Source organism: Janthinobacterium sp. TB1-E2, assembly GCF_036885605.1.
GTDB lineage: Bacteria > Pseudomonadota > Gammaproteobacteria > Burkholderiales > Burkholderiaceae_D > Janthinobacterium > Janthinobacterium aestuarii.
In genome coordinates this window covers 5,765,320-5,777,039 of sequence record NZ_CP142523.1, presented here as the reverse complement: position 1 = coordinate 5,777,039, position 11,720 = coordinate 5,765,320, and the positions used below count along the sequence as shown (strand labels likewise).

The following is an 11,720-nucleotide window of genomic DNA, read 5'->3' as shown; positions in this document are numbered from 1 at the left end:
GCGATTTTTTGCAGCGGCGGGCCAGCTGCGCCATGTTGGCAAAGGCCCATACCACCGATGAAGAAGAACAACCATGAACAAAATGCTACTTGCACTTGCCGTCGCCACAGCCTTGACGGGCAGCCTGGCCCACGCGGACGAGGCCAAGCCCGATAATGAAGTGAGCTTCAACGTGGCCGGTGTGTCCGACTACCGTTACCGCGGCATCTCGCAGACGCGCTTGAAACCGGCGCTGCAGGGCGGCGTCGACTATGTCAACAACCCCACTGGCCTGTACGCGGGCGCCTGGGCCTCCACCATCAAGTGGACCAAGGACGCGGGCGGCAGCGGCGACGTGGAAGTGGACCTGTATGCGGGCAAGCGCGGCCAGTTGGGCAGCGATGTTGGCTATGACGTGGGCGTGCTCGCCTATGTGTATGCGGACAACGGCTTGAAGCACGTCGCCGGCCTGGCCGACGCGGACACGCAGGAAGTCTACGGCCAGCTGTCGTATGGCCCCGCCTATATCAAGTATTCGCACGCCGTTTCGAACCTGTTCGGCATCGTCAACAGCAAGAACAGCGGCTACCTGGACATCGGCGCGAATATCGACCTGACGAACGGCTGGACCGGCAACCTGCACGCGGGCCACCAGAAGGTCAGGAACAATGATGCATCGAGCTATACGGACTGGAAAGTGGGCGTCACGCGCGACTTTGGCATTGTTTCGGGCGCGCTGGCCGTGATCGGCACGAACGCGGGCAAATCGGCCTATGCCTCGCCCGTGAATGGCAAATTCATGGGCAAGACGGCGCTGCAGCTGACGGTCAGCAAGACGTTTTAATTGACAGAGAAGAAGGCGGCGCATGCGCCGCCTTTTTTTGCGTGCCCGGCCAGGCTAAGTAGGCAGGTTGAAAACGGCGCAGTACAGCTGTCCCAGGCTGACCACGCGGGCGGCGGGAATCTGCGCGGCCAGGGCATGGGCGGGCGCCGCTTGCGTGTCCGTTGCCAGCAGCACGCGCAGGCCCGGATTGATGCTGCGCGCATGTGCGATGCGGCGCGCCAGGCCCGATTGCGCGGCGGCGTTGACGACACCGTCGAGCGGCACCACCAGTACGCGCGCGGCGACCAGGGCCGAACGGCTGCCCATGGAGTCGCGGCCTTCGCTGTCGATGACGATGTCGTGGTAGCAGTGCACCAGGTGTTCCAGCTCCGGCTGCAAACCCTTGGCGCTGATGGCGCGCGCCATCAGGCGCGGCCGCGTCAGGCTGCCGTGCATAGCGCCGTCGTGCATATTCCTCGCCTGCGCCATGGCGCCCTGGCGCGGATCGGCATCGAGCAGCAATACCTTGCGTCCGGCCAGCGCGCGCGAAGCGGCCAGCCGCCCGGCCAGGATGGATTTCTCCATCCCTCCGCGTTCATCCGTGATGGCGATGATCATCTTGGCGCACGGCTGGCATGATGTTGGCAGGGGAAACCAGCTGCAGCAGGCAGCCTTCGCGCGGCTCGTCCCTGTCGCTGGCCGTCCATACGGGCAGTTCCAGCAGGGGCTCGAGGGCCGCGGCCAGGGCGGCCTGGCCGGCGGCCGACATGGGCGTCATCGGCAGGCGCAAGGCGTTGCGCACCTTGCCCTGCATGGCCAGCGCTGCTTTGACGGGAGCGGGATTCGGTTCGGCAAACAGCAGGCGGATGACGGGCAGCATGGTCTTGAACAGGGCGCCGGCGGCGCCGTGGCGGCCCTGCCTGACGAGGTGGTACAGCTGAGCGTACAGGTCGGGGCGCACCTGGGCGGCGGCCGACATGGCGCCATGGCCACCCATGGACAGGCTGGCCAGCAGCAGCGCATCGTCGCCGCACAAGACGTCCAGGCGCGTGTCGAGCAGCAGTTCGCCCAGCTGTTGCAGCTTGCCGCCCGCTTCCTTGATGGCGACGAAGTGCGAGTCGCGCGCCAGCAGGGCGGCCGTCTGCGGTTCGATATTGACGCCCGTGCGGGCCGGCACGTTGTACAGCACGATGGACTGGTCGGTGGCGCCGGCGATGGCCTGGAAGTGGCGCACGATGCCCTCCTGCGACGGGCGCACATAGGCGGGGGCGGAGACCAGCAGGCCGGCCAGCGGATGGTCGTTGTAGCGCTGCACCGTGGCGACGACATTGCGCGTATCGCTGCCGCCTATTCCCATCACGACGGGGAAGCGTGGACCGACGGCTTCGAGCACGCTGTCTAACAGCATGGTCTGTTCGGCGGCGCTCAGCATGGCCGCTTCGCCCGTGGTGCCGCACACCACGAGGCCATCGATGCCGCTGGCGGCCAGTTCGCACGCGAGCTGCTGGGCCGCGTCGAAGTCGATGTCGCCGTCGCCATCGCGGAAGGGCGTGACCATCGGCACCCAGATGCCCTGGAAGTGCGTGGTGATGCGCATCGAGGACATCGCCTGCTCGCACGAATACTGGTTCATAGCGATTTCCCCTGGCTGATGCGGCCAAATTCCGCCGCCGGCAGCAGGCGCATGACGGCGTCCATCGTCAGGCGCAGGGCAGGTTCCGTCACGCACAGCCAGACTTTCATGCGCTCGGCGTGGTCGACCGCCTCGACGCGCATGAACGACAGCATGCCGCCGCACGTCCTGACGACCAGCTGGCGCAGCTCGGCCAGGCAGGCTTTGTCGACCGTGATATGCATGAGGAAAGTGGGCAGGCGCGGGTGGCGGTGGGGCAGGGCTTGATGTGCGGACAGGCGTGAATGGGGTTCCATGGTGGCTTTGCAGCGGTGGTTGAGGTACGTTCAAGATTAGCAGCGGGGGCGTAAAGATTCTCTAAAAAGCGGGGCCGCCAGCGTAAACGGGGCGTATGCGTTTGCCGCCGGCGTGTTGCGTGGATGCCCCGCAGGTATGCTTTTGTTACAAAATTGAATCGTGCTTTTGAAGGCAGGGGTTTATATTGAAACCGTTCTCCGCTTTCAGTCAGCCCCGCCATGTCAGACGAAAAAGATCCCCAGCAGTCCCCGTCCACCGACCCAGCGCCGCCAGAGCCAGCACCGGCGCGGCCCGACCGGGTCGGCCGCCGGGCACCCGATGACGAGCACCGCGCGCGCGACGCCGCCCCCCGCTACCTGAAGGATAACGACACGCCGCTGGCGCTGGCCTGGCGGGTGATCTCGTCGCGCTACCGCTCCATGCGCGACAAGGCCAGCCGCGATTTCATGCGGCGCACCCTGCGCATCGGCATCTCGGCACGCATTTTCCACCCCGAGCCGGGCGCCACTGGCCTGCGCAGCAAGAACCTGCAATACCTGGAAGAGTCGATCGCGCAGTGGGTCATGTCGCGCGACGTGCTGGTGTTCATGATCCCGACCGTCAATACCAACGGCCAGCTACACCCGAGTAACATCACCCTGCGCCACTATGCGCGCCACCTCGACGGCCTGGTGCTGCAGGGTGGCGCCGATGTTTCGCCGCAGACGTATTCCGAGGCAGCCACGCGGCCCGAATGGAACGGCGACCGCGCGCGCGACCTGTACGAACTGGAACTGCTGCACGAATTCGTCGACGCGGGCAAACCCGTGCTGGGAATTTGCCGCGGCTGCCAACTGATCAACGTGGGTTTTGGCGGTACCCTGTATCAGGACATCGCTTCGGACGTGGAAGGCGCCACCTCGCACGTCAACGACCTGTATGACCGCCACCGCCACACCATCGTCTTCCCGAAAGGCTCGTCGCTGGCGGGCATGTTCCCGAAGGCGGGCGAGGCGCTCGTCAATTCCATCCACCACCAGTCGGTCAAGGACCTGGGGCGCGACGTCACCGTGGAAGCGTATTCGCAAGGGGACAACATCGTCGAAGCCATCCGCTACCAGCGGGCGCGCTTCGTCATGGGCTTGCAGTGGCACCCGGAATTCCATTCGGCGGGCGGCGTCGAGCTGCTCGATTGCACGCCCATCCTCGATAATTTCTTGCGCGCGGCGCGGGAGACGCGGTTTTGAGTGCGCACCTGATCCGCCGGCGTACGCTGCTGGCCGGCCTGCTGGCACTTCCCCTGGCGGGCTTGCGCGCGGCGCCGCGTCCGCACGACGGCCCGCTGGCGTTTGCGTTGACCTCCGCCGCGCGGGCCCGCACGCTCAAGGCGCAGGTGGCGCCGGCCATCGCCGAACAGGTGCTCAAGGCGGCGCGCAAGGATGCGGCGCGGCCCGTGCATCTGATGGCCGAAGTGCGCACGGGCGGCTTGCTGAAGGGCGAGGGCGGGCGCGAGACCAGCCAGCAGGCGCAGGAAGACTGGCGCCAGGCGCGCTTGCAGGCCCTGGCCTGGCGGATGTCTGGCGAGATGGCGCATTTCGAGGCGGCGCGCCAGCTGCTGCTGGCCTGGAGCGGCAGTTATCAGCCCTCATTCAGTCCCGTGGACGAGACGGAGCTGGCCAGCCTGCTGATGGGCTTTGACCTGGTACAGGAACGCTTGAACGGCGTCGAACGCGAACAGGTGCAGGCGTTTTGCCGCACCCTGGCGAACGGGTATCTGAATGACCCCATCAAGGTGGGCGGCCCGTCCACGGCGCGCAATAACTGGCACAGCCACCGCATCAAGATCGGCACGGCCGCCGCGTATGTCACGGGCGACGCCTTGCTGATCGCGCGCGCGAAGGAGCGCTTCCTGGCGCATGTGCCGCGCAATATCGGCGCCGGCGGCGTGCCCTTCGACTTCGAGCAGCGCGACGCCCTGCACTACACCACCTACAGCCTGGAGCCGCTGCTGACGACGGCCCTGATGGCGCAGGCGCATGGCGACGACTGGTATGGCGCGCCGGAAGCGAAGCGCCTTGCCGAGGCGCTGGCCTGGCTGTCACCGTATGCGCAGGGCAAAAAGACGCACGAGGAATTCGCGAAAAGCGCCGTGCCCTTCGACCGCAAGCGCGTGGCGGCCGGCGAAAAGGGCTTTACGGGTAATTGGGAACCGAAGGGCGCCGCCAATGTGTATTTGCTGGCGGCGCGCTTCGATCCCGCTTACCTGTCCCTGGCGCTGGAATTGCGTCCGCCAGCCTGGGCGCTGGCGCTGTACGGCAACTGATTAAAACTTCGTGCGCAAGGTCAGCATGACATTGCGCGGTTCGCCGTAAAAGCCCGTCTGGAACAGGCCCAGGCCCGTGAAGTACTTTTTACCCGTCAGGTTGTTCACGTTCAGGCTGGCCGTTGTGTTCTTGCTGATTTCGTAGCGGGCCAACAGGTTGACCAGGGCAAAGCCGCCTTGTTCAATGCGCGCATAGTCATTGGCGGCCGGGTTCCAGATATGGCCGTAGAAGCCGCTTTGCCAGTTGACGCCACCTCCCACGGTGATTTTATTCAGGCTGGCCGGCAGGCGCCATGTCCCCTGCACGCGCAGCAGGTGCGGCGGCTGCGTCGTTTGCAGCATGGTGGAAAACACTTCCTGTCCATCCTTGTCGCGGATACGCGTATAGGTATAGCCGGCGCTCAGTTTCACATCGTTCAGCACTTCGCCGGTCACTTCCATTTCGAGGCCGCGGCTGGTGACGCCGTCGATGCCTTCATACGCTTCCTCGCCATTGACCTCGCCCACATAGTTGGCCACGTTGCTCTGGCGGATCTGGTACAGCGAGGCGCTGGCGTTGACTTTACCTTCCAGGAATTCGGCTTTCACGCCCGCCTCGAAACCCTTGCCGCGCACGGGGGCGAGGAAGTTGCGGTTCCTGTCGCGGTTGCTTTGCGGCGCGAAGATGCTCGTGTAGCTGCCGAAGAGGGAATAGGTTTTGTCCAGGTCATACACGACGCCCGCATACGGCGTGATGACATTGCTTTCGTCGATACGCGAGGTGATGCGCGCTGTGCCGCTGTCGAAGAAGATACGGTCCTGGTCCTGCTTGTAGTTGCTGACGCGCGCGCCGACGATGACGGACAGCGCCTCCAGGGGACGCAGGCGCAGCGCGCCATACAGGCCGCTCTGGCGTGTCTTGTCGTTGTCGTTGCCCAGGCGCGTGAACGCCGGTTCCGCGTACTGGCCGCGCCAGTCGAAGTAGCTGCCTTCCACGGGCGGATAGACCGACTCATATACGGGGCCATCCTGCTTTGCCGTCGATGAAGAATAGCCAAGCATCGCTTCGTGGCGGCGGCCGAAGGCCGTAAATGGTCCGCTGGCGTCCACGTTGACGGTGGTCTGGCGGCGGTCACCCTTGTATTTTCCCATGAAGAAGTAGGCGCCTTCGCCCGTGACGGGATCGGGATTGCCGCCGCTGGCCGAACCGAGCACGCTGTCATGCTTGCTGCGCAGCTGGTTGGCGCTCAATTTCAGTTTCCACTCGTTGGCGAACGTATGTTCGAGCGACGAGAACAGCGTGGTGTTCTGCATGTCGCGGCGGCTCCAGTCCGTGGCCGGGTTCCACGAGGTGGGGAAATCCGTGCGCGAGCCGTCGGCCAGCAGCACGGGGAAACCGGTCCAGGTCGAGCCGCGCGGCTTGTAGTCCTGGTGCGTGAAGCCGGCCGTCAGCAGGGTGACGGGTGTCAGGTCCGCTTCGATGATGCCGTAGGCGATGGACTTCTGCTGCGTGTAGCGGTCCAGGTGGGAATGCTTGTCCTGGTAGGCGCCCACCAGGCGGCCGCGCACCGTGCGGCTGTCGTTGAGCGGGCCGGAAACATCGGCTTCGCCGCGGTAGTTGTCCCAGGATCCCGCGCCCAGGGTGGCCGAGCCCTCGAAGGCTGCGGTAGGGCGCTTGCGCACCATGTTGACGGTGGCCGACGGGTCGCCCGAGCCGCTCATCAAGCCCGTTGCACCCTTGAGCACTTCGATGCGGTCGTAGATGGCCATGTCGCTGTTCGTCGTGCCCCAGTCGTAGACGCCGTCATAGATGGCCGACACGCCGTCATACTGGAAATTGGTGACGGCAAAGCCGCGCGCCCAGAAGCTCCAGCGGTCGCTGTCATAGTTTTGCACGTTGACGCCATTGACGTTCTTCATGACGTCGGAGACGGCATTGCTGTTCTGGTCATCCATCTGCTGGCGCGTGACGATGGTCAGCGATTGCGGCGTTTCGCGCTGCGTCAGGGCCAGGCCCGTGGCGCCGCTGGCGGGGCCGCCCGTATAGCTGCCCGTGCCGCTGGTGACGGCGCTGCGTTCGGCTGCCGCCACCACGGTGACGCCGCCCATGACGGCCACGCCGCGGCTGTTCGCCGAAGGGGCGCCGGCGCTGGCGGGGATTTTCTGCAGCAGGTAGCCGCCATTCGCCTGCGGCACGGCTTGCAGGCCGCTGCCGGCCAGCAGCACGCGGAAACCATCGTGCACGCCATAGCTGCCTTGCAGGCCGGCGCTGCGCAAGCCTTGCGTGGCATCGCTGGAGAACGACAATAAAATGGCGCTGTCGCTGCCGAAGCGCGTCAGCACGTCGCCCAGCGCACCGGCGGGAATGCTGTAGGTGCGCACTTGCCGGGTTTGCGCCTGGGCCGCTGCCGGCAGGGCCAGGGTCATGCCGATCTGCGACAGGGCGCAGGCGAGGACGGTGCGGGTAAGGAGGGAACGCGAAGCGTGGTGCATGGAATAAAACCTTTCGTGGATGCGCAAGATGGAGACTGCCTATCTTCCAGGTCACGCAAGCACGGCGAAACAGCTCACTTTGCAGAAAATATTTTTCAGCGGGCCGCCAGTTCTATCCTGACGACTTGATGACCCCAGAAGCGCGTGACGGTATGGCGCCGCAGCTGCAGGCTGGCGCCGACGGCGTCGAGGATGGCATCGACATCGGCCAGCGGGTAGGAGCCGGAGACGCGCAGGCCGGCGATGGCGGGCGCGCAGCTCAATGGATGGTCGCTGTAGCGCGACAGCTCGGCGAGGAAATCGGCCAGGCGCATGTCGCGCGCCACCAGCATGCCATTGAGCCACGCGCCGCCATACGGCGCCAGGGCCTGGCGGTGCACGCCCGTGCCGTCGAAATGGGCGCCTTCGCCGGGACGCAGCACCAGGCGCTGCGCGCCATCATCGGCCAGCACGGCGACGGCCCCTTCGAGCACGCCGGCGCTGGCGTATTGCTCGTGCAGGCGCACGGTGAAACGCGTGCCCAGCGCCTGCAGGCTGCCATGCGGCGTGTCGACGAAGAAGGGGCGCTGCGCCGCATCCTTGCCGGTGGCGATAAAGATTTCACCGGCCAGCAGTTCGATGCGGCGCCATGCGCCGTCGTAAGCGATATTCACGGCGCTATTGGTATTGAGCGTGAGCTGCGTGCCATCATCGAGGGTCACCACGCGGCGCTGGTTGACGGCCGTGCGGTAGTCGGCCATCCAGCCGCGCCATGGGCTGCGGCGTTCGAACGCATACAGCGAGGCACCGCAGGCCAGCAGCAGTGCCAGGGTCTTGACGGCGTGGCGGCGCGGCGCGTTCGCTTGCACGCAGGCGCGCAGCAGGGTCGCGTGCACGGCGGACGGCAGGTGTTCGTGCTGCGTTTGCAGCTGCTGCCACGCTTGCGTGGCGCTGCCGGCGCGCTGCAGATGGCGTTTCACGGTGGCCAGCGAGATGCCGAGCTGGCGCGCGATGTCTTCCTGCGGCAGTTCGTCGAGCTGGCGGAGTAAAAAAGCCCGTTTCACGGGAGGCGGCAAGCCGTCGAGCATGCGGTCGAGTTCAAACACGGTGGCCAGCAGTAGCGCCCGATCCTCGGGCGACGGCGCATGCAGGGGCGGCAGCTGCGCCAGCACGTCGAGATAAGCCTGTTCCAGTTTCTGGCGGCGGTAATGGTTGAACAGCACGCGCTGGGCGACGGTGGCGAGAAAGGCGCGCGGTTCGCGCGCGGCGACGGCGTCTTCGCGGTCGAGCAGGCGCATGAAGGTGTCCTGCGCCACATCGGCCGCGCACGCCGTGCTGCCCAGCTTCTTGCGCAGCCAGCCCTGCAGCCAGCCGTGGTGGTCGGCATACAGTGTCGTGATGTCCTGGCGTTGTAACGGCTTTGCCAGCGGCATCGCATTCCCCTTGCATGACCGGCCCGGTGGGCTGGCGTTTTTAAACAATAATAAGAATCATTCTCACTTATTGTAACAAGCGGGGGATGGCGCTGTAAATAACGGGGAGGCGCGGTGTGGTTTTTTGGTTGACGTTATTGAGTGCTGGGGTCTGGCCCGGCGGGTCAGACCCCAAGGACCGTAATCCGACGCCAACCACTGGCGCTAACAATGTTGTCGGATTACGCCCTACGGGCTAATCCGACCTACGTTACCATGCAGAGCAGCCTTAGTAGTTCATCGGCTCACCGCGAAAACATCTGATCGCCGAATCGACCATGCCCTCGGCGCTGCCCTGCAAGCTGTGCTGCTTGCGCAGGTATTGCGCATCGCTCCATTGCTTGGCCACGTCCGACAGGTGTTTCAGGGCTGGCGTGCTGCCCAGCGCCTCGGCGTGCGGTTCCATCTTGCGCAGGGTGGTCATGATGTCTTCGCGCAGCGACATCGTCTCGTAGGTTTTCGGATGCGTGATGGCGCCATCGAGGCCGAAGCGGCAAGCCTGGAAGCGGTTGTAGTTGTACACGAGGTAATCGTCTTCCACGGGCGGCACCTCCTTGCGTTCGAGCAGGTAGCGGCACAGGGCCTGCAGGTAGGCGGCCAGTGCGGCGGCACGCTCCACCGTCAGCGGCGTGTCGCACACGCGCAGTTCGATGGTGCCGAATTCCGGCTTGGGACGGATATCCCAGTAAAAGTCCTTCATGCTCTTGATGATGCCCGTGTTCTCCATCTTGGCGAAATACTCGTTGGAGAACTGGTCCCAGCTCAGGGTGAACGGCGCGCGCCCGCTCATGGGAAAGGCGAACACGGAGTTCAGGCGGGCCGAGTCGAACAGGGTGTCGCGGCCCTGCACGTAGGGCGAGGAAGCCGACAGGGCGATGAAATGGGGGATGTAGCGGTTCAGCGAATGCAGCAAAAACATGGCGTCGTCGCCCGAGGCACAGCCGATGTGCACGTGCTGGCCGAAGATGGTGAACTGCTTGGCCAGGTAGCCGTACAGCTCCGAAATCTCCTGGAAGCGGGGCTTGGAAAAGATCTTTTGCGACGACCATTGCTGGAACGGGTGCGTGCCGCCGCCCGCGATGCCGATATTGAGCTTGTCGCCGGCCGTGATCAGGGTATCGCGGATTTCCTGCAATTGTTCCAGCAGGGGGCCGTGATGCGTGTGCACGCTCGAGTTAATCTCGATCATGCTCTCGGTGATTTCCGGCGTGACGTTGCCGGGGAACGGTTTCTTGTTCAGCAGATGCAGCAGGTCGGGGCTGGCTGCCGTCAAGTCATAGTCCGACAGATTTACCAGTTGCAGTTCGAGTTCGACGCCGAAGGTCAGCGCGGCCGATTGGCCAAAGGGTTCCAGCGGCATTTAGCGCTCCTTGATTTCGTGGGTTTCTTTGGCCAGCATCAGCACGCGCTGCACCAGCACGGGGCCGACCAGTTCCAGGCCCAGGGTGATGGCGGCCAGGGCGTTCAATTCGTCGCCGAAGTTCACGCCGTGCTGGCGCGCGTGTTCGAGCAGCAGGATGATGAAGACGGAAACGGGCGTCAGCGCCACGCCCGTCAGCACGCCCTTGCGCCAGGAAATGCCGCTCACGTGCGAAAACGCGGCCACGCCGGCGACCTTCGTCAGCAAGCGTCCGCCGACGACGGCCAGGGCCAGGCCTGCGCCGGCCGTCACGCTGGCCCATTCCAGGGTCGAGGCGGCATACACGAACAGCAGCACCGTCAGCAGCTCGCCCATGGCGCCGAAATTGCGCTGCGCCTGGCTGAAGGCGACACGGCGGTGGCGCGCCACCAGGCCGAAGGTGAGCGTGGCCAGCAGCGGCGACAGGCTGGTGGTGTAGGTGAGGGCGACGAGCAGCATCACCGACAGCGCGAACGCCACGGTGGCGTCCTGCGCCATATTGCCCAGGCGGCGCAGCATGGCCGGCACGACGATGCCGAAGACGGTGCCGGCGGCAACCGAGGCGGCAAGCACGGCGGCGCTGCTGCTGCTCGCCTCGATCAAATCGGTGGAGCTCTGGAACATCCAGAAGCCGACGATGATGTTGAACGTGAAGACGGCCAGCACGCAATTCAAGGCCGTGAGGTGGACGATGCGTTCCGTGACCTGGCCCGAGCTGCGTTCCTCGTTGATGACGCGCATGATGGTGGCCGGCGAGGTGGACATGGCCAGCGACGCAAGCAGCAGCGCCGTCATCGAAGTGCTGCCGAATTCGATGCCGATGAAGTAGACGACGGTAAAGGTCAGCAGGGACTCGACCAAGCCCGTGACGGCGATCCACGGGTTGTTCTTCAGCCACCGCAGGTTGATGCGGTAGCCCACCTCGAACAGGATCAGGCCGAAGGCCACGTCGGCCAGCACCAGCATGGGGCCGGCGTCCGTCTGCGGCAGGATGCCCACCTGCGTCTGCGCGAGGACGAAGCCGATCACGCCGTAAAAACTGATGCGCGGCAGGCCCGTCCAGCGGTGGCCGAATTCGCCCACTACCCAGGCCAGGGTAATGGCGAACGGCCAGGACAGGTCGGCGGCGATCGAGATCAGACTTTGCATGCTCATTCCTTTGAAAATGGCGCTGGCACCGGCCGGCAGCACGGGGGCTGGCGCGGCAATGTCGTGGTGCAGCGATGGTGCATTGTTTGCGCAGAGCGATGCGCCGATTCTACCGGAGCAGAAGGCGCGCACGATGTGCGCAATCGAACAGTGTCGCGGCCATGGCGGCCGCGCACAGGGTGCAGCAGGGTAGGGCAGGGCTGGTATCAGCGTAT

At 65.0% G+C, this 11,720-nt stretch carries 10 protein-coding genes and 1 pseudogene; 3 read left to right on the top strand and 8 right to left on the bottom strand.

The window, feature by feature from the left end; all coding sequences use genetic code 11:
- Positions 1–73 precede the first annotated feature (73 nt).
- Positions 74–823 (top strand): TorF family putative porin, encoded by a 750-nt coding sequence (locus tag OPV09_RS26055; RefSeq protein ID WP_338679773.1) that lies wholly within the window; start codon positions 74–76, stop codon positions 821–823.
- A gap of 54 nt (positions 824–877) precedes the next feature.
- Here the strand turns inward: OPV09_RS26055 and OPV09_RS26050 are convergent, their stop codons facing one another.
- From OPV09_RS26050 to OPV09_RS26040, 3 genes are read right to left on the bottom strand one after another with little or no spacing between them, the layout of a single operon-like run.
- Entirely contained in the window at positions 878–1,387 is a 510-nt protein-coding gene (locus OPV09_RS26050; RefSeq protein ID WP_338679772.1) for a cobyrinic acid ac-diamide synthase, read from the bottom strand.
- Between the two features lie 10 nt (positions 1,388–1,397).
- Entirely contained in the window at positions 1,398–2,435 is a 1,038-nt protein-coding gene (dapA, locus tag OPV09_RS26045) for a 4-hydroxy-tetrahydrodipicolinate synthase (RefSeq protein ID WP_338679771.1), read from the bottom strand.
- A complete protein-coding gene (locus OPV09_RS26040) occupies positions 2,432–2,731 on the bottom strand; it encodes a hypothetical protein (protein WP_230518844.1) in 300 nt (99 codons plus the stop codon). The genes dapA and OPV09_RS26040 overlap by 4 nt, the downstream gene beginning before the upstream one ends.
- A gap of 219 nt (positions 2,732–2,950) precedes the next feature.
- Here OPV09_RS26040 and OPV09_RS26035 point away from each other — a divergent pair, with 219 nt between their 5' ends.
- Together OPV09_RS26035 and OPV09_RS26030 are read left to right on the top strand one after the other, a co-directional pair.
- Positions 2,951–3,958, top strand: coding sequence for a type 1 glutamine amidotransferase (locus OPV09_RS26035; protein ID WP_338679770.1), 1,008 nt, complete (start codon positions 2,951–2,953; stop codon positions 3,956–3,958).
- Entirely contained in the window at positions 3,955–5,034 is a 1,080-nt protein-coding gene (locus OPV09_RS26030) for an alginate lyase family protein (protein WP_338679769.1), read from the top strand. The genes OPV09_RS26035 and OPV09_RS26030 overlap by 4 nt, the downstream gene beginning before the upstream one ends.
- Here the strand turns inward: OPV09_RS26030 and OPV09_RS26025 are convergent, their stop codons facing one another.
- The 5 genes and pseudogenes from OPV09_RS26025 to OPV09_RS26005 form a co-directional block, all read right to left on the bottom strand.
- Positions 5,035–7,506: a TonB-dependent siderophore receptor gene (locus OPV09_RS26025; RefSeq protein WP_338679768.1), complete on the bottom strand. Its 2,472-nt coding sequence runs from the start codon at positions 7,504–7,506 to the stop codon at positions 5,035–5,037. It lies immediately after the preceding gene.
- 95 nt (positions 7,507–7,601) lie between these two features.
- Positions 7,602–8,246: a FecR domain-containing protein gene (locus OPV09_RS26020; RefSeq protein WP_235194167.1), complete on the bottom strand. Its 645-nt coding sequence runs from the start codon at positions 8,244–8,246 to the stop codon at positions 7,602–7,604.
- Between the two features lie 189 nt (positions 8,247–8,435).
- Positions 8,436–8,918, bottom strand: a pseudogene (locus OPV09_RS26015) (sigma-70 family RNA polymerase sigma factor); the annotation flags it as partial.
- Between the two features lie 268 nt (positions 8,919–9,186).
- Positions 9,187–10,317, bottom strand: a complete 1,131-nt coding sequence (locus OPV09_RS26010) for a YbdK family carboxylate-amine ligase (protein ID WP_219327933.1) — start codon at positions 10,315–10,317, stop codon at positions 9,187–9,189.
- Entirely contained in the window at positions 10,318–11,505 is a 1,188-nt protein-coding gene (locus tag OPV09_RS26005) for a cation:proton antiporter (protein ID WP_034746513.1), read from the bottom strand. It lies immediately after the preceding gene.
- Positions 11,506–11,720 lie beyond the last annotated feature (215 nt).

Excerpts from the sequence above, each read along its gene's own strand:
- OPV09_RS26040 (WP_230518844.1), bottom strand. The coding sequence starts at position 2,731 with ATGGAACCCCATTCACGCCTGTCCGCACATCAAGCCCTGCCCCACCGC.
- OPV09_RS26055 (WP_338679773.1), top strand. The coding sequence starts at position 74 with ATGAACAAAATGCTACTTGCACTTGCCGTCGCCACAGCCTTGACGGGC.
- OPV09_RS26025 (WP_338679768.1), bottom strand. The coding sequence starts at position 7,506 with ATGCACCACGCTTCGCGTTCCCTCCTTACCCGCACCGTCCTCGCCTGC.
- OPV09_RS26020 (WP_235194167.1), bottom strand. The coding sequence starts at position 8,246 with ATGGCCGACTACCGCACGGCCGTCAACCAGCGCCGCGTGGTGACCCTC.
- OPV09_RS26005 (WP_034746513.1), bottom strand. The coding sequence starts at position 11,505 with ATGCAAAGTCTGATCTCGATCGCCGCCGACCTGTCCTGGCCGTTCGCC.
- dapA (WP_338679771.1), bottom strand. The coding sequence starts at position 2,435 with ATGAACCAGTATTCGTGCGAGCAGGCGATGTCCTCGATGCGCATCACC.
- OPV09_RS26010 (WP_219327933.1), bottom strand. The coding sequence starts at position 10,317 with ATGCCGCTGGAACCCTTTGGCCAATCGGCCGCGCTGACCTTCGGCGTC.
- OPV09_RS26035 (WP_338679770.1), top strand. The coding sequence starts at position 2,951 with ATGTCAGACGAAAAAGATCCCCAGCAGTCCCCGTCCACCGACCCAGCG.
- OPV09_RS26050 (WP_338679772.1), bottom strand. The coding sequence starts at position 1,387 with ATGGAGAAATCCATCCTGGCCGGGCGGCTGGCCGCTTCGCGCGCGCTG.